Raw genomic sequence first — 18,733 nt, 5'->3', positions numbered from 1 at the left:
GCGCTCTGGAATGTCTCGGTTCGCCTGGTTACTTTCCGGTAACCCAGGCTTAACCACGGAGGCCGGACATGTTGGTAAGAGCCCGCATCCCCGCCGTCTTGCTAGCCGTCACCTTCACCGTCACCGTCACCGCCTCGCCGGCCGCGGCCGTCTCCTCCCGCGGCGTCGAGATCCCCGCCTTCTACACGCCGCCGGCGACACTGCCCGCGGACAACGGCGACCTGGTTCGCACCGAGCCGCTCCCCCTCGCGCTGTCCCTGCCCGGCATCGACTCCCGGCTGCCCGGCGAGGCGACCCGGATCATGTACAAGTCCACCGACGAGAACGGCGGCCCCGTCGCGGTGACCGGTTCCTACCTGGAACCGGCCGCCTCCTGGCGCGGCCCCGGCCCCCGCCCGCTGGTCGTCGTCGCCCCCGGCACGATGGGTCAGGGCGACCAGTGCACGACGTCGCTGGCCCTGCAGCGCGGCCTGGTCGCCGGCGCCGGCCAGGGGCAGACCACGATCTCCATCGGGTACGAGATCCTGGCCATCTACCGCCTGCTGGCCAAGGGCATCGCCGTGGTGCAGACCGACTACGTCGGGCTGGGCACGACCGACCGGCTGCACACCTACGTCAACCGGGTCGACGAGGGTCACGCCGTCCTCGACGCGGCCCGGGCGGCCAGGGCCCTGCCGCACACGTCGATCACCAGCCGGTCCCCGGTCGGCCTCTACGGATACAGCCAGGGCGGCGGCGCGGTTGCCTCGGCGGCGGAGCTGCAATCGACGTACGCGCCGGATGTGCTCTTGAAAGCCACCTATGCCGGCGCCCCACCGGCCGACCTGGCCGAGGTCACGAAGGCGATCGACGGCACCGAGCTGGTCGGCGCGCTGGCCTGGTCGATCAGCGGTTTCGTGCAGTCCGATCCCGAGCTGCGGCCGCTGGTCGACAAGTACCTCAACGACGCCGGCCGCGCCGCACTCACCGACCTGTCCACCATGTGTGTCGGCGACGCGCTGCTCGGCTACGCCTGGAAGCGCAGCACCAGGTGGACCACCAACGGCAAGTCGCTGACCGACATCATCGCCTCCGAGCCGGCGCTGCGCGACTACCTCGGCGGCCAGCGGATCGGCACCCGCAAGCCGGCCGGGGTCGTCCGGGTGGCGACCGGGGTCAGCGACGACCTGGTGCCGCACCAGCAGGCCCGCACGCTGGCGGTGGACTGGTGCCGCCAGGGCGGAAGGGTGGTCTACGCGCCGATCATGCTGCCCGACGTCGGGGACCCGCTGGGCAACCATGTCGGGCCGCTGCTGAGCGACCAGGGGGCGGCGGTTGACTGGCTGGCGTACCGGCTGGCCGGGGTGCCGGCCATCTCGACGTGCGCGATCCTGCCGATCCAGCCCTAGGGTCCGCGCCGGACACAGACCCTAGCCCGGCTCCATCATGTGATGGCTGGTGCAATACCAGACGCTGCTCCGGCCGGCCTGCGACTCGAATCGGTTGACGACGGTGGCATGGGGCGGGAACTCGGCCGTGAGCCGCAGGCGATGCCGGACTCCCCGCCGGAACTCCGGCGAGCCGAGATCCGGTGTCCGGTGACCGACGAGGATGAAGGGATCGGAGTAGGCCCCGCTCCGGACGGCCAGGACCCGGTAGAGCATCAGCGAGACGATGAACATGTCCCCTGGACGAGGAGCCGGATCGCCGGGGTCGACCAACTCGGCATCGACCGTCAGCGTCGCCGGAGGGCGGGGTTCCGCGGGTTCGCTCATCGTGTCGTCCGCTCGGTTCACGGTCCGGGACGCGTGACCGTGATGACGACGCGCCGGTTGAGCGCGCGATGCGCGGCCGAGTCGTTGGCCACCACGAAGGCCGTTCCGCCGTGTCCCTCGGCATGGATCCGGCCCCGCTCCACACCGGCGGCGACCAGCGATGTCCGCACCCGCTCGGCTCTCTGCGCCGAGGTGATCGGGCCGAGGAACTCGTTGTCGTCGGCGAAGCCGTCGACCCGGACCGTCGCGGTGGGATCGGCGGTGACGTCGGCGACGGCCGCCGCGACGACTGCCGCCCCCGCCGGCGGAACGGCCGCACCGGCCAGCGGCGCCCCGAGAGACCCGGTCGCGAAACTGTCGATCGTCCGACTGGAGATCGTCACCTTGGGCCGGCGGGCCGAGCTGGTGACCGAGACGCCCTGCGTGGCCGCCGGTCCGGTGCTGGTCCGATAGACCAGGTAGTAGTTCTCGAAGTCCTGGATATGCCGCTCCTGGCCGGGGCCGGTCGGGACCGTCACCTCGGCGACGCGCCGGCCCGGGCCCACCAGCTGCGCCGTGACGGCGCTCTCCGCCGCGATGGCCGTCTCGTGCGCGGCATGGAACAGATCCGTCCCGGCGGCCGGGACGGCGGCGTGGGCGGTGAAGTTCTCCTGGATCTCGTGCATCGCCTTGCCCACGCCGTTGCCGGGCGCGCCCGCCTCGATCTGGAGGATGTCGTCGATGTCGATCTGCTGAACCTTGGTGACCGTCAGGTCGCTGGGTTGCGGGAACGCCCCCACCATGACCTCCGGCTGATCGCGGCCGATGATCACTTCGGCGTGCTGGGTGGCGTGGTTGATGATCGTCGTGAGCTGGGCGCGCAGGGCCGGCGAGGGCGGCGCGGCCGGCGACACGGCATCGATCCGCACCTGGTTGTCGGCGACGTTCAGGCGGAGCGTGAGGCCGGCGCGGGGGCCAAGCAAGCCGAGCAACGCGTTGACGTCGGGCAGCCGGCCGAAGGCCACCAGACGCCGTTGGATGAGCGCGCCGTCCGGGGCGTGCGGCGACTCGCCGGGCTCCGGTCGCGTCCGGCCCTGTTCCACCCGCTCGGCCTCCCGCTCCGAGCGGTCGCCGGGCTCGCCGACGGCCGGTGCGCCCTCGCTGCCGGCGGCACGCTGCTGCACGACGTGCGTGAGCTCGTGAGCGAGCAGGGACCGGCCCGGTGAGCTGCGCGGGGCGAAGTCGCCGGCGCCGAAGAACATGTCCGCCCCGATGGTGAGGGCGCGGGCGCCCAGCGAGTGGCTCAGTGCCGAGGCGAAGCGGTCGGTGTGCACGCGTACGCCGCTGAGGTCGTGGCCGAAGCGCGGCTCCATGACGGCGCGGGTCTCCGCGTCCAGCGGCGCACCCGGCGAGCGCAGCGCCTCCGATACGGCGCCGGCCACCAACGCTCGCCGCCAGGCGGCCGTCGACGGACGGCCGTTGCCGAAGACCGTCCTCGAGGGCTCGGTCGCCCTGGCTGTGTGATGTCGGATCATCGCCGGCTCCCGCCGCGATCAGCTCAGCCGGACTGAGCAGGTCACCGACCTTAGCATCGCCCGCGGTGGCCGGCTGTCGGTCAGAAGACGTTGGCCGGGGACTCCAGCGTCGCCTCCACGGTGGCGATCATGCGGACCACGTCGATCGCCTCCTGCTGGAACTCGAGGGCCACCACCTCGTACGGGTCGACGAAGTGCAAGGTGTCCGACGCGTCCGCGGCGATCAGCACGTACCGGTAGCCGCGCGGGGCGTTCGGCGCCTCGCGCACCTGCCAGGTGGCGTTGCGCCGGACGGCCTCCTCGCGGGCCAGGAACGAGACGATGTCGTTCTGCAGGGTGATCCAGTCGGAGCTCTCGAACTCGTCGAACGGCATCTCGTCGATGTAGCGCTGCAGGTACGGGATCGCCGTCGTCGGGTCGCGCTCGGCGTCGCCGAACGGTGCGCCGATCACCTCGATGACCGAGTCGTAGTTGTTGCGGTGGTCCTCGCTCCAGGTCCGCAGGGTCTCCCGCGCGCGGTCCATCAGATCGGGATCGGTCACGACGAACCCTCCTACCCGTACTCGACGAAGATGATGTTCGCATCCTTCAGCTGCTGCCGGAGCTCCGGCCCCGGACCGGCCTGGAGGAACACCCAGCGCGGGTCGTACGAGGGATCCTCGGCCCGCTTCGCCACGTCCTTGGCGATCTCCTCGCGCAGGTGGCTGTTGAGCGGCACGGTGGCCGGCTGGGCCTGGCTCGAGCCGTCCGGCAGGGTGACCGTCTTCCAGTCCTTGTAGTGCTTGACCTCGATCGCGGTCACGTTGCCGTTCGGCTCGTCGACCGGGGCGTCGACCTTGCGGCCGCCGGGCGTGGTGACCGGGAAGTCGGGGTCGTTGTTGGGGGTCACCGGGAAGTGGCGCTCGGGGCCCGCGCCGTACAGCTCCCGCGCGTACTCCTCGCCGATCGCGCCCCGCGAGGGTCCGCTGCGCGCGGCGCGGATCTGGGCGAGGGTCTTGGTCGTCCGGCCGGGGGTCAATGCCTTGGGGGTACGCCCGGCGGGCAGCGCCGGCCGATAGCCGTTGCCCCCGGGCCGGGACGCCTGCAGCGCCTCCGAGGACATCTCGTGCACGTCGTTGACGCTCCCGGCGGGCCGGACCGAGGAGCCGCCACCGTGATGATGCGGCGCCGAGCCACCTTCGCCTTCCGGGTGCGACGAGGGAGAGCCGCCGTGCGGGTGTGGTTTCGCCATCGCGCCGTCAGCCGTTCAGCAGCTTGGTCAGGTTGGTGAGGCTGATGACCAGGGCCGTCGTGTAGGTCAGGATGCGGCCCGCCCACTTCACGACGGCGACCACGATCTGCTCGGCCACGACCGGGATGGTGACCACGAAGATGGCCTCGGCCGCCCACACGATCACCCGCGCCACCAGATCGGCGATCAGGTCGCGTACCAGCTGGCGGGTGAAGTCCACCAGGTTGCCGGCCGCCTCGGTGGCCGCCGCCATCGCCGCCGCCGCGGCCGCCAGGCCGCTGATCCCGTCGATGTTGCCGGCCGCCATCCCGATGTACGCGTCCGCGGTCGTCCCCAGCCAGTCCGGGACGTCGCGCGACACCGCGCCCTGCAGGTCGGTGGCGATGTTCTGCAGCGCGTCGGCCATGTTTCCCCAGGTCGCCGCGTGCTGACGGACCCGGTCGGGCATGCCGGCGAGCTGGTCGAGCATCTCCCGCAGCGGGTCGAAGTACTCCATCGCCCAGCCGAGCCCGTTGGCCAGCAGCGCGCTGAACGGGTCGAGCGCCGACGAGACCACGTCCAGCGCCAGGTTCCCGCCGGCCAGCGCCTGGTCGACCCAGCTGCCGCTCTCGATCGCGTCGTGCAGGCCCTGGATGTTGTCGGCGATCGACGATCCGGTCCACGGCCGCCGGGTGGAGACCTCGTCGGCGATCAGCGAGCCGTCGCTCACAGCGCACCCGCCGCGCGCAGGGTGTCGGCGATGCTCTTGTCGATCTGGTCGTACTCCTCGGCGGTCTTGCGCAGCGCGTCGGCGAGCAGCGTCAGGTTCTCCTCCGCGTACGCCACCAGCTCGTCCTGCCTGCGGTGCCGGCCCTCGAGAATGTCCGAGATCCACCCACAGAGCAGCCCGTACGCCGCGGCGTCGCCCGTGATGAAGCCGCTCGCCGCCTTGACCGCGCCGAACTCGCCGCTCAGCTGCTCTACCCGCGCCGCGTGCGAGCGCAGCTGCTCGCTCACGACCTTGAACCCCTCCGCCACGGCGGCAGCCTAACAACAAACGTCGATCCGATGGGGTACGCCCGACCCCGTTGCGGGTTGTTTCCGCTGCTCTCCGGGGGGACGCCGGGCCGCCGGAAGACGCGCTACCGTGCGGTGATGGGGCAGGGGTTGCTGGTGCACGCGTCACACCTCGACGCGGTGCGGTCGCGGCTCGAGGCGGTGTGGTTCGCCCGCGAGGAGTCCGGTCACGACCAGGCGGCGTTCGGGCGCGACTGCGGCTGGATCCTGACCGGCCTGCACGACCGGCACGTGCGCTATCAGGAGCTCATCTCGTACGTCGAGCAGTCCCTTCAGGAGATCGTGCGGAACCTGCCTCGCGTCGCCACCGGCGACCTGCTCCTGGTCGACCTGGTCGGGCGGCTGCCCGAGGAGCGCGACCCGGTCCACCTGCTGCTCGAGTTCGAGGACGAGCCCGAGATCGAGAGCCACTTCATGGACGGCCTGATCGAGGTGATCCGCAAGCGACAGTGGCTCGAGCCGCCGCTGGCCGACGCCGCGCCGGTCGCCGAGTTCGCGGCGCCCGCCGACCCGATCGCCGTCGCCCTGCGCGCCGGTGGCCTGGCCGCCGCGATGGCAGGCGTGCCCGCGCTGCGCCGCATGCTCGACGACCTGGCCGGCGACCCGGAGGCGGTCACCGCCGAGGTGGCCAGCTGGGAGGCGGCCGCCGCCGAGCTGCGCCGCATCGCGGTCGAGCTGCGCTTCTGCCTGAACCGCGACTTTCCCCGCCACGACCAGCCCGGGGTGGCCGCCTACCTGGCGCTGATGTCGAACAACGTCGAGGGCCTGAGCATGCTGGCCGCGATGGCCGACACGCTGGCCCTGTTCATGCGCACCGCGGGCGACCTGATCCGGCTGACCCGCGACATCGTCCGCGGCCTGATCGGCGACCTGTTCGCCCAGGTCGCGGTGTGGGCCGCCGCCCCGGCGGCGGTGCTCGGCGGGCCGGCGATGCCCGCCCGGCTGGCCACGGTGGTCGCCACCACCTGGCGCATACACGTCTACATCGGCGCGCTGACCACGAGCATGGCCAGCCTCTCGGAAAGCCTCGAGGACTGAGGAGCCGGTCCTAGGCGACCGCCGCGGTCAGCTCCGACCCCTCGGGGTCCGGCCGGTGGACCGAGAACCGGCCCTTGCCCTCACGTTTCGCGGTGTAGAGCGCGAGGTCGGCGTGGCGGAGCAGGTCGGCGGGCCGGTCGTGCGGGGCTCGCTCGGCCACCCCGACGCTGGCGTTCGCGGCCAGCTCGTGGTCGCCGAGCCGGACCGGCAGGGTCAGGGCCTCGACGATCCGGGCCGCCACCGCGGCGGCCTGGTCCGCGCCGGCGCGCAGCAGCACCGCGAACTCGTCCCCGCCGAGCCGGGCCACCAGGTCGCCGGGGCGGGCCGCGGTGCGCAACCGGCGGCCGACCACGATCAGCAGCTCGTCACCGACCGGGTGGCCGAGCGTGTCGTTGACCGTCTTGAAGTCGTCGAGGTCGATCAGGATCGCCGAGACCGGTTCCCCGCTGCCGGTGGCGCCGTCCAGGGTCTCGTTGAACAGGGCCCGGTTGGCCAGGCCGGTGAGCGCGTCGTGGGTGGCCTGCTCGCGCAGCTTCAGCTGGTGCTGGCGCAGCTGCTCGACCAGGGCGGCGTTGTCGCGGAACGCGAGCAGCTGGCGGACCACCACGGCGGCGGTCGCGGCCACCGCGCCGATGAGCACCGGCAGCTGGTCGTCGCCGGCCAGGACGGCCGCGAACAGCAGCGCGTCGACCGCGCCGACCGCGAGGTAGGGCAGCACGCTGTACGGCTTGGTGCGGGGCGCCGGCGGCACGGTGACCGCCCGGCGGCACTGCACGACCCCGGCGAGAGCCGCCACCAGCCCCTCGGTGGTCGTGATCACGTTCGAGACGCCGGCGTACCGGGGGTCGCCCAGCACCGGCACGAGCGCCGAGCCGACGGCGCCGATCCCGACCACGGCCGCGAGCAGCCGCAGGGCGACGGTGTCCACGGCGACCGTGCCGGCCAGCATCAGCTTGACCACGGCGAGCACGCCGAGGAGGCAGATCAGGCACATCACGAGCAACCCGAGCACCGTCGCCGGGCCGCTGCCGCTGTGCAGCTCGGGCCGCAGCACGAAGTGCCACAGGAAGGCGGACGCGCCGATCAGCACGGTTGCGGCGTCCAGGCCCAGGCGCAGCCAGTCGGCGCGGCTGCGCCGGGCGCTCGGCAGGCGCAGCAGGCTCCACAGCACCAGCGCGAGCGCGACCACGAGCAGACCGACCGACACGAAGAACACCGGCCCGGCGCCGGCGCCGGTGCCGCCCACGCTGGCGGCGGTGAACGGGCCGGTCGCCGGGGCGATCAGGAGCGCGGCGACGGACAGGCGGCGCCAGAAGCGGCGACCGGCCGGGGTCAGCTCGGGCAGCCGGGCGGCCTGGTGGAAGTACCAGGTCACGGCCAGCATGCCGAGCGCGCCCGGCAGCCAGCCGGCGACACCGAGGTGGTCCCAGCCGGCCATCCGGGCCACGCACCAGCCGATCGCGGCGGTGTACAACACCGCGAACACCGAGATCAACCGGCGGAGCAATCGCCTCTCCAACGTCACACCTCCCTCCGTCGCAGGTGCCATCGACGTGTGGGAGGCGGAGCTGAGCCCTTCGCGGCGATTGAGGAGGGATCCGTTACGGCTGGTGCCCGGCGGACGGACCGGCCGGCCGCAGGCTCACCCGCAGCGTGTGCCGGCCGCCGGAGCCCGCCTTGACCAGCACCTCGGTGCCGCGGGCGGTGGTGGCCGGCCGGTACGGGGCGGGACGGCCGTCCAGGCGTACGGCGGCCACGGTCGTGCCGGCCGGAACCACCGCGCCCAGGGTGAGCCGCGCCCGGACCGCCGCGCCGACCGTGACCGTCAGCGTTCCGCCGCCCACCTCCGCGCGGACGTCGACATGGCCCCGGCCGACCGCGATGTTCGAGCCGGCGATCCGGGTCTGGCCCGGCGGTATCTGCGGTACCACCGACAGCGCGCCGCGGCCCAGGTCGGGGTCGATGCCGAGCTGCTGGTGGACCACGGGCCAGAGGATCCCGTACGCCCCCCAGGTCTGCAGCACGCTCGAGCGGCTCAGGAAGTCCTTGCTCATGTTGGTGCCGAAGTCGGGCGACGGCAGGATCTCCGGCATCGCGCCCGGCATCTCCCACACCGACGGATCGAGCTGGCTGCGGGCGTTGGCCGTGGTGTAGCGCCGTTGCTCGGCGAGCCGGCCGTAGTTGCCCTCGGCGGTGGCCATCACCGCGTTGCCGAGCGAGAAGATGTCGCGTTCCGGCGGCGCGCTCGACACGACGCTGTCGCAGCCGGGCGTGCCGGTGTGGAAGAAGCCGAACTCCCCGGTGAAGCAGCCGCGTTCGCGCTGGGCGAGAGCCGCTTCTCCCCGGTCGGCCACCGGCTCGCCGCCGGGCAGTTCGGCCTCCATCGGCACGGCGCCGATCCAATACCGCTGGAACAGCTTGGTGTTGCCCGGATCCTGCAGCGAGTCCGCGTACGAGTGGGCGTCGCCGCCGTACCACCAGTCGCTCTCGAACTTCCGCTGCCGGCCGGCCGCCGCCGACCTCGCCCACGCCGCCGTGACCCGGTCGCCCCGGCTCGCGGCCATGTCCGCCAGGTCGAGCAGACCGCGGATGGTGTAGACGGCCACATCCAGCTTCTCCTGACCCATGCCCGCCCGCTCGACGTTGCCGCTGCCCTCGGGCCAGCCGTCGCCGTCGGCGTCGAGCGCGACCGCGTACCGCATGGCGCGCACCGAGAAGTCGTACATCTCGTCGCGGAACCGGTCGTCGCCGGTCCAGCGCCAGATCAGCGCGACCGCGCTCGGGAACTTCACGGTCTCGTCGGTGTTGCCGGGGTCGGTGTTCGTCCCGAAGTAGACCTGCCCGTCCGGGGTGACCTCGTGCACCACCTTGCCCGACCGGTCGTTGATCACGTCGCTGATCGCCCGCAGCGTGCGCAGGTGGTTCTCGATCGCCCGGAACTGCCCGGCGGCCACGCTCGCGAACGCCGAGTACTCGCCGTCGGTCGCGAAGATCCACGGATAGTCGGGCCAGCCCGCGCCCAGCCAGTTCGCCTCGGCCAGGGTGCCCTTGACCGGCGGCAGCGCGGTGCCCTGCGCGCTGGCGAACAGGCGCAGGTCACGCGACTGCTGGACGGAGTCGGCCAGGTTCTGCTTGGACCAGTCGACGCTCTGCTGCAGCAACCGGTCCCCCGGCAGGTCGACCCGGGTCCGGTCGGCGACGGCGCGGCGGGCGGCCATCTTGGCGGACAACGCGCGCCGGGGGTCACGCAGGACCCTCGACATCTCCGTACGGGCGGAAGCGAGCCCCTGGTCGGACCCGGCGACCGCGAACCAGACCGTCCGGCCGCCCTGGACCTCGTAGGTGAGCCGTCCGCCCGTGCCCTTGCCGTAGGGCCCGTCGTCGCAGACGGCCGGCGTCGGGTCGCCGCAGATCACGTCGCCCTGGGGCCCGCGCATGCCGGGGCCGAGGGCGTGCCCGGACGGGGTCAGCGCGCTGCCGACCAGCGCGGCCCAGTCGTGCCCGCCCTGGCCGTCCCGGTCGCGGAAGACCAGGTTGCGCCCGTCGAAGGAGCCGGTGTCCGGATTGTTGGCGGTGGCCTGGCTCGGCGTGGTGAAGCCCCACGGGTACGCCGACAGCAGCTCGGAGTGCGCGTCCACGGTCAGCCGCACCGTGCCCGCACCGGCCGGCAACCGCAGGCCGATCAGCGCCGCACGGGCCCCGTCGGGCACCACGTCGGTGCGCTCGATCTCCATGCCACCGGGCCCGGCCAGCGTCATGGTCGTGTAGCCGGGATGCGCGGTGAACCGGCTCGCGGTCAGCCACGCGCCGTCGGCCGCGAACCAGACACCGTCCAGCAGCTTGATCGGCTGCGACCAGAACCCGCCCATCTCGCCGCGGATGTGCCAGCCGGTGGCCGGGTACGTCCCGTCCTCGGCGCCCACCTCGTAGGCACGGTCACCGGTGACGACGAACCGGCGGTTGCCCAGCTCGGCGCTCTCGGACAACCCGCCTCCGGACCCCGCCGCCGCCACCGGGGCGACACCGCCCAGCCCGATCACCGTACCGACGGCCGCTGCCACCGCAAGACGCTTCATGGCGGACTCCAGAATTGATCATCATTGATCTCTCTGGTTCCCACCCTGCCCAACCGGGGCGCCGCCCGCAACCGGGACGGCCCGGTCGAGCTCGGCGGAGAGCTCGCCCATCACGTCGCCGACCTCGTGGGCGTGCACCCGCAGGTCGTGCAGGAGCGTCGCCGGCCGGTGACCGTCCGCGCGATGGGCCCGGTCCTCCAGGTCGCAGCAGAGCGCGGCGAGCCGCTTGGCGCCGAGCGTGGCCGAGGAGCCCTTCAGGCTGTGGGCGAGCCGGGCCAGGCCGCGGCCGTCGCCCGCGGACGCCGCCTGCTCCATCCGGTCCAGCGCCACCGGGAGGCGGTCGGCGAAGTTGCGCAGGATGGCGGCGACCCGGTGACGGTCCTCCCCCATCGACGCGGTCATGCCGTCGACCCACTCGCGGATGCTCTCGGCCTCGCTGGTTTCGTCGGCCTCGCCCGCCTCGCCGGCCTCGGCGCCCTCGCTGGCCTCGCGTGCCTCGTTCGTCGCGCCGGCCTTGTTCGTCGCGCGCGGCCGGGCGGCCAGCACGTCGGCGCGGCCGGAGGCGTCGGCCAGCACGGCGTCCAGCTCCGCCTCGCGGATCGGCTTGGCCAGGAAGCCGTCCATGCCCGCGCGCCGGGACGCGGTGCGGTCGTCGACCATCGCGTTCGCGGTCAGCGCGACGATGCGCGGACGGCCGTGCGGCGGCGGGTCGGCCCGGATCCGCTCGGTGGCGGCCAACCCGTCCAGCACCGGCATCTGCACGTCCATCAACACCAGATCGAAGGGGGTACGCCGGACCGCCGCCACCGCCTCGGTCCCGTCGGCCGCGAGCTCGACCCGGTGCCCGCGCCGCTCGAGCAGCAGCTGCGCCACCCGCTGGTTGACCGGGTTGTCCTCGGCCACCAGCACCCGCAGCGACCGCCCGGCCGCCGCCGTCCCGGGCGGGGCGGCCGTCTCCGGCGCCGTCCGGGCCGGCGCCGTTCGCAGGCGCACGGTCACGGTGAAGGTCGACCCCTGGCCGGGCATGCTGTCGACCGCGATGCCGCCGTGCATCGCCTCGGCCAGCCGCTGGCTGATCACCAGGCCCAGGCCGGTGCCGCCGTAGCTGCGCGCCACCGAGGCGTCGAGCTGGCTGAAGGGCAGGAACAGCCGGTCGAGCCGGTCCTGCGGGATGCCGATCCCGGTGTCCCGCACCGCGAACCGCACGCAGATCCGGCCGTCCCCGCCGGCCGGCAAGGCCGGGGAAGCCGGCGAGTCCGGGTAGTCCGGGGCGGCCGTGACACTGACCGTGATGGCGCCGTGGTCGGTGAACTTGACCGCGTTGCCGATCAGGTTGACCAGGATCTGCCGGATCCGGCTCTCGTCGCCGACCACCGTCTCCGGGCAGTCCGCGGCCAGGTGACGGGACAGGCGCAGGCCCTTGGCGTCCGCCGTCAGCGCGACCAGGTTGATCGCCTGCTGCACGCACGCCCGCGGCGAGAACGGCCGCTCGTCGAGGCTCAGCTCGCCCGCCTCGATCTTGGAGAAGTCGAGGATGTCGTTGATGATCACGAGCAGCGACTCGCCGCTGGCGTGCACGGTCTCGACCAGCTCCCGCTGCCGCACGTCGAGGTCGGTGTCGAGCAGCAGCCCGGTCATGCCGATCACGGCGTTCATCGGGGTGCGGATCTCGTGGCTCATCGTGGCCAGGAACGCCGACTTGGCCGCGGCCGCCGCCACCGCCTCGTCCCGGGCCGCGACCATCGCGGTGATCGAGGCGTTCACCGCGCGGGCCATCTGGGCGAGCTCCAGCGGGCCGGTCACCTCGGCGCGGCGGCTCAGGTCGCCCTCGGCCACCCGCTTGGCCACCGCGGTCACCCGGCCGGCCGGCCCGGTGATCCGGCGGGTGATCCACCGGCCGCCCAGAGCCACCAGCGCGGCGGTCACCACCGAGACGGCGAGGATCAGCAGGCGGGTACGCCGGGCGCTGACGTCGCCGGCGTGCAGCTGCTCGGCGAGGCGCTGTTCCTCGGCGATGTGCATGGCGCTGATCAGCGCCTGCACGTCGGCCAGGTCGGCGTCCACCCGATCCGGGCGGCTCTGGGCGACCGCCTGCTGGAACTGGGCGATCCGGGTGTCGACCAGCGGCTGCAGCTGGTCGAGCAGGCGCAGCTCGGCCGGATCGCCGGCGGCCGAGTCGCGGACGTCGTCGATCCGGTCGCGCACGATCGCCGACGCGCCGCGCAGCGCCTGCGCCCAGGTCTGGCTGCCGGTCTCGTGGTAGCTGCGGGCCGAGCGGTCGAGCCCGTTCACGGCGTCGCCGAGCCGGCCGATCTCGCCGAGCAGCAGGTGCGAGTGCTGTAGCGGCTCGCGGCTCCGCATGAGATCGCCGATCCGGACGTACGCGCTGGCGCCGACCACGGCCAAGGCGACCAGCGCCAGCAGGAAGCCGACCGCCAGCATCCGGCCGACGGTCCACCGATCGCCGAACCGCTCACCGCGACGGACCACGACGACTACTCTAGGTAGTGAGCGGGGGTGGTGCGGTGACTTCGGTGCTGGTGGTCGACGACGATCCGACGATGCTGGAGATCGTGACCACCGTGCTGAGCTCCGGCGGGCTCGACGTGTCCACCCGCAGCACCGGCCGCGACGGCCTGCGCGCCGCCCACGAGCATCCGCCGGACTGCGCGGTCCTGGACGTCACCATGCCGGACATGACCGGCCTCGAGGTGTGCCGCGCGCTGCGCGAGGACGCCGAGACGGCCGAGATCCCGATCATCCTGCTGACCGGGCGCGGCCAATGGCTGGACGTGGCGTCCGGCTTCGACGCCGGCGCCGACGACTACCTGGTCAAGCCGTTCACCGCCCAGGAGCTGCTGACCCGGGTCGACGCGCTGACCGGCGCCGGAACCGGCGCCTAGACCGGCCCTCCGGCGGGCAGCCGGACCGTCAGGCGCGGCGTGCCGTCCTCGCTCTCCACACCGACCGAGCCGCCGTGCCGGCCGGCGACCGCGCGGGCCAGCATCAACGCGGTGGCGTTGGCGCCGGTGAACAGCTTGTCGGTGGCGTACTGCCCGGGCAGCGGAAAGCCGATCCGCCACTGGTCGCCGGCCCGCTCGGCCACGATCGTGCCGCCCTCGCCGCCGAGCGCGCGCACGGCCGCGCCCAGCCGCTCGAAGACCTGCGCGAGCCGCCGCCGGTCGCCCAGGATCGTTCCGGACCCGTCCACGCCGAGCAGCTCCGGCAGGTCGAACTCGGCGAGTTGCAGCGGAATCGTCCCGTTCTCGATGCCGGTGACGGTGGCGATCTCGGCGGTCACCTCGTCGATCCGCCGCACGTTCCGGCCGATCAGCGGCAGCGCGTCGTCGAGGAGCTCGTCGCCGGTGCTCGCCGGCAGCAGGTCGAGCATCGCCAGGGCGGCCGCGAGCGGTGTGCGCAGCTCGTGCAGCATGGCCGTGACCAGCTCGGTCTTGGTGGCGACCACCTCGGCGAGGGCCCGGTTGTGCCGGCGCAGGCCCTCCCGGATCCGGATCTGCCGGGTCAGGTCGGTGACGACGGCGACCAGCAGCGGGGACCCGTCCGAGGGCAGCGGATGCCAGCGGCCCTCGACCACGCGGTCACCGGGCAGGCGGGAACGGCGTCTCTTCCCGTACGCCTCATGCGGTTCTCGCCAGAGCTCGACCGCGGCGCCGAAGGGCTCCCGGCACGCGAGCGCCTCGACCCGCTCCCCGACCAGCCGCTCGGACTCCGGGGCGCCGAAGAGGCGGAGAAACTCCCGGTTGACGCTGACCACGACGTCGCCGGAGACGAGCAGCAGCCCGGTGTCGACCGACTGGGCGAGGGCCTCGACGACCGGTGGGATCACCAGCCAACCCTAAGGGCCGCCCGAGGCCGGTCACCGATGAATTCGCGTTGCCGCCGCGGTCTGCACCGGTAACCGAGTCCATGGGGGGATCCGACATGCGAAGAAGAACACTGCTGACCGGTGCCGCGGCGATCGGGACGTCGGCGCTGACGGCGCGACCGCCCGCCGCCGCGGCGGGCACCGCTTCCGCCGCCGCTTCCGCCGCCGGTGATTCGTGGCGGACGGGGATCGCCCGCCTGGACGACGCGATGGCGGCCCGGGTCGCGCGGGGCGAGCTGGTGGGCGCCGTCTACGCCGTCGCGCAGCACGGGCGGGTGCACGTCGGCGCCGCCGGCACCCGGTCACTGGGCGGCGGCGAGCCGATGCGGCGCGGCACCCCGTTCCGGATCGCGTCGCTCACCAAGCCGATCGTCGCGGCGGCCACCATGATGCTGGTCGAGGACGGGCGGCTGGCGCTGCACGAGCCGGTCGACCGGCTGCTGCCCGAGCTGGCCGGCCGGCGGGTGCTCACCCGGATCGACGGACCGCTCGACCGGACCGTACCGGCCGCGCGACCGATCACGGTCGAGGACCTGCTGACGCTGCGGATGGGGCACGGCATGATCTTCGAGCCGAGCTTCCAGCCGCCGTACCCGGTCATCACCGCCGCCTCCGATCTGCGGTTGGCCCTGGACCAGCCGGACCCGCGTACGCCGTTCCGGCCGGACGAGTGGATCCGGCGATTCGGCACGTTGCCGCTGATGACCCAGCCCGGCGAGCGATGGCAGTACAACACCGGCGCGCTGGTGCTCGGCGTGCTGGTCGCCCGGGCCGCGGGCCGGCCGCTCGGCGACTTCCTGCGCGACCGGGTCTTCCGGCCGCTGGGCATGGGTACGACCGGGTTCTCGCTGACGCCCGCCGACGCCGCCCGGCTGCCCGGCCTCTACGCCACCGATCCGGAGACCGGGCAGTTGCGGCTGCTGCCCGGCTCGCTGCCCGCCGAGTGGGCCCGGCCGCCGGCCTTCCCGTCGGCCGCGAGCGGGCTGGCCTCGACCGTCGACGACTACCTGGCGTTCGCCCGGTTGCTGCTCAACCGGGGCGTCCACCACGGCCGGCGCCTGCTGTCGGCGGCGTCGGTCCGGCGGCTGACCACCAACCACCTCACCCCGCGGCAGATCGCCGAGGCGGGCACGTTCCCGCTGACCGGCCGCGGCTGGGGCTACGGCATGGCGGTCAGCGTCACCCCCGACGAGATCTCGGCGCCCGGCCGCTACGGCTGGGAGGGCGGCTACGGCACGGTCTGGTTCACCGACCCGCGGCGCGACCTGATCGCGGTCGCGCTGACCCAGACCGTCGACTTCCTCTTCAACGGCGCCGCCGACGAGTTCCAGCGCCTGGCCGCGGCGGCCGCGAACGACGCCTAACCGTTCCGCACCGCAACCGCACCGGCCGCCGCAACCGGGCCCGCCGACTGGACCGGCATGCAGACGCTGCTCTCGGAACTCGCCACCCCGGCCGTCGCCGGTCTCGCCGGCATGCTCGGCATCTACGCCACGGAGGACATCCTGGGACGTCTGCGCCGGTCCGGCCGGTGCCCGCAACGCTGGCGCTGAGCCCGGTGCGGTCCGGGCCGCGCTAATGCGGCGACCCCGAATGCTGGCGCGGTCAGGGCGATGCTCTGCGGCTAGTTGCTTCGCGCCTATAGTCTAGCGATACTGGACGTGTGCCTAGACGTCGTGACATGGCTGCGGGTCCGGTGGTGTATCGCACCGCCCGGATCGGGCTGCGACTGACCCGGGCGCAGCGGCAGCGCTGTTTCGGGCTGCTGCGGTCCGCTGGTGACGTGTGGGCCTGCGTGCTGGAGATCAACGGGTGGCGGCGACGGCGCGGAGACGCGCCGGCGGCCGGCTATCAGCAGTTGTGCCGGTTGCTGACCGAGGCCGGGCCGGGCACCTTCGGCGAGTTGGACACGACCGGCGCGCGGTCGGTGCTACGCCGCTACTCCGATGCCTGGTTCGCCGCGGCCGCCCGCCGTAAAGCCGGCGCGCTCGAAGTCCACTACCCGCGCCGCCGACGATCGCTGATGCCGGTCCGCTGGTACCACGGCACGTTCACGCTGACCGGTCGCACCGTGCGCCTGCCGGTGGCCCGCGGCTGCCCACCGCTGTCGGTGCGTCTGGACCGGGCCGTGCCGTATCCGGCCACGGTGGTGCGGTCGGTGACCCTGCTGTTCGCCGACGGCCGGCTCTGCGCCGATGTCACCGCCGAACTACCCATCACCGGGTATTCCGTCGGCAACGAACCTGAGCCGCACCGAGTGGCCGGGGTTGACCTGGGCATCATCCACCCGTTCGCCGTCGCCGGCCCCGACGGCCAGGCCCTGCTGGTGTCCGGGCGGGCGATCCGCGCGGAACACCGGCTGCATCTGGCCGATACCAAACACCGCAACCGTGCCGTCGCCACCCGCGCACCGAGCCGCGGCCAGCACGGATCCCGGCGCTGGCGTAAAACCCGCCGCCGGGCCCGGCTGGTCGAGGGCCGACACCGCCGCCGCGTGCGGCAAGCCCTCCACGAGGCCACCAAGATCCTGATCGACTGGGCCGTCCAGCACAGGGTCGGAACGCTGACCGTAGGCGACCCCCGCGGCGTGCTGAACCAGCCGGCCGGCAGGGTGCACAATCTGCGGCTGCGGCAATGGCAGATCGGCCGCAGCCTGCAGATCCTACAAGGGAAAGCGGCCTTGGCCGGCATCCGCGTGCATGTGGTCGACGAACGTGGCACCTCCTCGACCTGCCCCGCATGCAAACAGCGCATTGCCAAGCCGGCCGGCCGGACCATGTCCTGCCCGCACTGCCAGTTCGCCGGGCACCGTGACCTCGCCGCGGCGTTCACCATCGCCACCCGCACCCCGGGTGGCGCACCCACCACCCCACCGCCCATCAGTGGGATGGTCACGCACCGTCGAGCCGGACGACACCTGCCAGGTGCCGCACCGGCACGGCGTGACCCACGCCGCCGCGCCAAAACGGCGACGTACGGGTCCCTTGCCGGCGGAGGCCCGCCCCACCATCCTCGGAGGGGAGTCGCTCGCCCATACTTACCGGGCGAGGAACCACAACACCACCCGGCCCACCGGGTGCAAGTTCGTGGTCGCCGCACTAGCGTTTACCAGGTCATGAGCACCGATCTTCTCGACATCCGCCGCATCTACGCCGAGCCGGCCGCCGCCGCGCTGCCCCGCGGGGCCGAGGTGCTGGCCCGCTTTCCCGGCGCCGACCTGGTCGAGGTCGAGAGCCATCAGCGCATCCCGGAGCTGTACGGCGACGAGACCAACGTCCGCCGGTGGGTCCGCATCAAGCGGGAGGCCCTGGTGCTGGGCGTGAAGAAGACGCTGACCGCCCGCCCGAACGGGCGCTCGGCCGACTTCATCGCGCCGTCCACCGCCAACGGCTGCGCCATGGCGTGCGCCTACTGCTACGTCCCGCGGCACAAGGGGTACAGCAACCCGATCACCGTCTTCGCCAACATCGACAAGATCACCGCGTACGTCCGCCGGCACGCCGCCCGCCAGGGCGAGAAACCCGCGCCGAACGAGTGTGACCCGCAGGCCTGGGTCTACGACATCGGGGAGAACTCGGACTGCAGCGTCGACGCCCGGATCAGTGACAACGTCCGTGACCTGGTCGAGCAGTTCCGGTGGCTGCCGAACGCCAAGGCCTCGTTCGCGACCAAGCACGTCAACCGCGACCTGCTCGACTGGGATCCGCAGGGCCGCACCCGGATCCGGTTCTCGCTGATGCCGGCCCGGGACGCCAAGATCCTCGACATCCGCACCTCGCCGATCGCCGAGCGGATCGCGGCGATCGACGACTTCGTCGCGGCCGGCTACGAGGTGCACGTCAACTTCAGCCCGGTGGTGGTGCGCGACGGCTGGCTCGCCGACTGGGCCGAGCTGCTCGACCAGCTGGACGCCGGCATCGGGACGGCGGCCAAGGCCCAGCTGGCGGCCGAGGTGATCTTCCTGACCCACAACCGGGAGCTGCACGAGGTCAACCTCGGCTGGCATCCGAAGGCCGAGGAGCTGATCTGGCGGCCCGGTCTGCAACAGCCCAAGCGGTCGCAGAACGGGTCGTGGAACGTCCGCTACCGCACCGGCGCCAAGGGCCGGTTCGTCGCCGAGCTCACCGATCTGATCGCGGAGCGCACCCCGTACTGCCGCGTCCGCTACGCGTTCTGAC

General features: G+C 73.0%; 16 protein-coding genes. 6 read left to right on the top strand and 10 right to left on the bottom strand.

Features of this window, described 5'->3' with window-relative positions; translation table 11 throughout:
• Positions 1-68: 68 nt before the first annotated feature.
• The gene (locus tag ACQP2F_RS20000) at positions 69-1,388 is read left to right on the top strand and encodes a lipase family protein (RefSeq protein ID WP_433306141.1); all 1,320 of its coding nucleotides are present in this window, start codon (positions 69-71) and stop codon (positions 1,386-1,388) included.
• Between the two features lie 21 nt (positions 1,389-1,409).
• On the opposite strand, the gene ACQP2F_RS19995 is transcribed toward ACQP2F_RS20000, so the two are convergent.
• The 6 genes from ACQP2F_RS19995 to ACQP2F_RS19970 all read right to left on the bottom strand — a co-directional run bounded on the left by ACQP2F_RS19995 (position 1,410) and on the right by ACQP2F_RS19970 (position 5,516).
• Entirely contained in the window at positions 1,410-1,754 is a 345-nt protein-coding gene (locus tag ACQP2F_RS19995) for a hypothetical protein (protein WP_433306139.1), read from the bottom strand.
• Positions 1,755-1,771: 17 nt separating this feature from the next.
• On the bottom strand, positions 1,772-3,268 hold the full coding sequence (locus ACQP2F_RS19990) for an eCIS core domain-containing protein (protein ID WP_433306137.1): 1,497 nt from the start codon (positions 3,266-3,268) through the stop codon (positions 1,772-1,774).
• An 80-nt stretch (positions 3,269-3,348) separates the two neighbouring features.
• Positions 3,349-3,810 carry a hypothetical protein gene (locus ACQP2F_RS19985; protein ID WP_433306135.1) on the bottom strand — a complete coding sequence of 154 codons (462 nt, stop codon included), beginning with the start codon at positions 3,808-3,810 and terminating at the stop codon, positions 3,349-3,351.
• A gap of 11 nt (positions 3,811-3,821) precedes the next feature.
• Positions 3,822-4,379: a hypothetical protein gene (locus tag ACQP2F_RS19980; protein ID WP_433306133.1), complete on the bottom strand. Its 558-nt coding sequence runs from the start codon at positions 4,377-4,379 to the stop codon at positions 3,822-3,824.
• A 127-nt stretch (positions 4,380-4,506) separates the two neighbouring features.
• Complete coding sequence (locus tag ACQP2F_RS19975) at positions 4,507-5,208, bottom strand: WXG100 family type VII secretion target (protein WP_433306131.1); 702 nt, start codon at positions 5,206-5,208, stop codon at positions 4,507-4,509.
• Entirely contained in the window at positions 5,205-5,516 is a 312-nt protein-coding gene (locus ACQP2F_RS19970; RefSeq protein WP_433306130.1) for a type VII secretion target, read from the bottom strand. Before ACQP2F_RS19970 ends, ACQP2F_RS19975 begins: the two co-directional genes overlap by 4 nt.
• A 117-nt stretch (positions 5,517-5,633) precedes the next feature.
• Between ACQP2F_RS19970 and ACQP2F_RS19965 the strand changes: the two genes are divergently transcribed.
• The gene (locus ACQP2F_RS19965) at positions 5,634-6,593 is read left to right on the top strand and encodes a hypothetical protein (RefSeq protein WP_433306129.1); all 960 of its coding nucleotides are present in this window, start codon (positions 5,634-5,636) and stop codon (positions 6,591-6,593) included.
• Between the two features lie 10 nt (positions 6,594-6,603).
• Here ACQP2F_RS19965 and ACQP2F_RS19960 read toward each other — a convergent pair whose 3' ends face one another.
• The 3 genes from ACQP2F_RS19960 to ACQP2F_RS19950 all read right to left on the bottom strand — a co-directional run bounded on the left by ACQP2F_RS19960 (position 6,604) and on the right by ACQP2F_RS19950 (position 13,159).
• Positions 6,604-8,112: a diguanylate cyclase domain-containing protein gene (locus tag ACQP2F_RS19960; RefSeq protein WP_433306127.1), complete on the bottom strand. Its 1,509-nt coding sequence runs from the start codon at positions 8,110-8,112 to the stop codon at positions 6,604-6,606.
• Between the two features lie 82 nt (positions 8,113-8,194).
• The gene (locus ACQP2F_RS19955) at positions 8,195-10,669 is read right to left on the bottom strand and encodes a hypothetical protein (RefSeq protein ID WP_433306125.1); all 2,475 of its coding nucleotides are present in this window, start codon (positions 10,667-10,669) and stop codon (positions 8,195-8,197) included.
• A gap of 21 nt (positions 10,670-10,690) precedes the next feature.
• Positions 10,691-13,159, bottom strand: coding sequence for an ATP-binding protein (locus ACQP2F_RS19950; RefSeq protein WP_433306123.1), 2,469 nt, complete (start codon positions 13,157-13,159; stop codon positions 10,691-10,693).
• A gap of 35 nt (positions 13,160-13,194) precedes the next feature.
• On the opposite strand from ACQP2F_RS19950, the gene ACQP2F_RS19945 reads away from it, so the two are divergent.
• Positions 13,195-13,572: a response regulator transcription factor gene (locus ACQP2F_RS19945; RefSeq protein ID WP_433306121.1), complete on the top strand. Its 378-nt coding sequence runs from the start codon at positions 13,195-13,197 to the stop codon at positions 13,570-13,572.
• Here ACQP2F_RS19945 and ACQP2F_RS19940 read toward each other — a convergent pair.
• Positions 13,569-14,516: a sensor histidine kinase gene (locus ACQP2F_RS19940; RefSeq protein ID WP_433306119.1), complete on the bottom strand. Its 948-nt coding sequence runs from the start codon at positions 14,514-14,516 to the stop codon at positions 13,569-13,571. The two genes, ACQP2F_RS19945 and ACQP2F_RS19940, sit on opposite strands and share 4 nt — an antisense overlap.
• Positions 14,517-14,611: 95 nt before the next feature.
• On the opposite strand from ACQP2F_RS19940, the gene ACQP2F_RS19935 reads away from it, so the two are divergent.
• The 3 genes from ACQP2F_RS19935 to ACQP2F_RS19925 all read left to right on the top strand — a co-directional run bounded on the left by ACQP2F_RS19935 (position 14,612) and on the right by ACQP2F_RS19925 (position 18,732).
• Positions 14,612-15,919 (top strand): serine hydrolase domain-containing protein, encoded by a 1,308-nt coding sequence (locus tag ACQP2F_RS19935; protein WP_433306117.1) that lies wholly within the window; start codon positions 14,612-14,614, stop codon positions 15,917-15,919.
• A 57-nt stretch (positions 15,920-15,976) separates the two neighbouring features.
• Complete coding sequence (locus ACQP2F_RS19930) at positions 15,977-16,108, top strand: hypothetical protein (protein WP_433306115.1); 132 nt, start codon at positions 15,977-15,979, stop codon at positions 16,106-16,108.
• Between the two features lie 128 nt (positions 16,109-16,236).
• Positions 16,237-18,732, top strand: a complete 2,496-nt coding sequence (locus ACQP2F_RS19925) for a spore photoproduct lyase family protein (RefSeq protein ID WP_433306113.1) — start codon at positions 16,237-16,239, stop codon at positions 18,730-18,732.
• Position 18,733: the final 1 nt, after the last annotated feature.

Origin of the sequence: Actinoplanes sp. CA-030573 (assembly GCF_050951115.1) — a bacterium.
In the GTDB taxonomy this organism is placed as follows: domain Bacteria; phylum Actinomycetota; class Actinomycetes; order Mycobacteriales; family Micromonosporaceae; genus Actinoplanes.
This window is presented reverse-complemented; position numbering and strand designations above follow the sequence as displayed.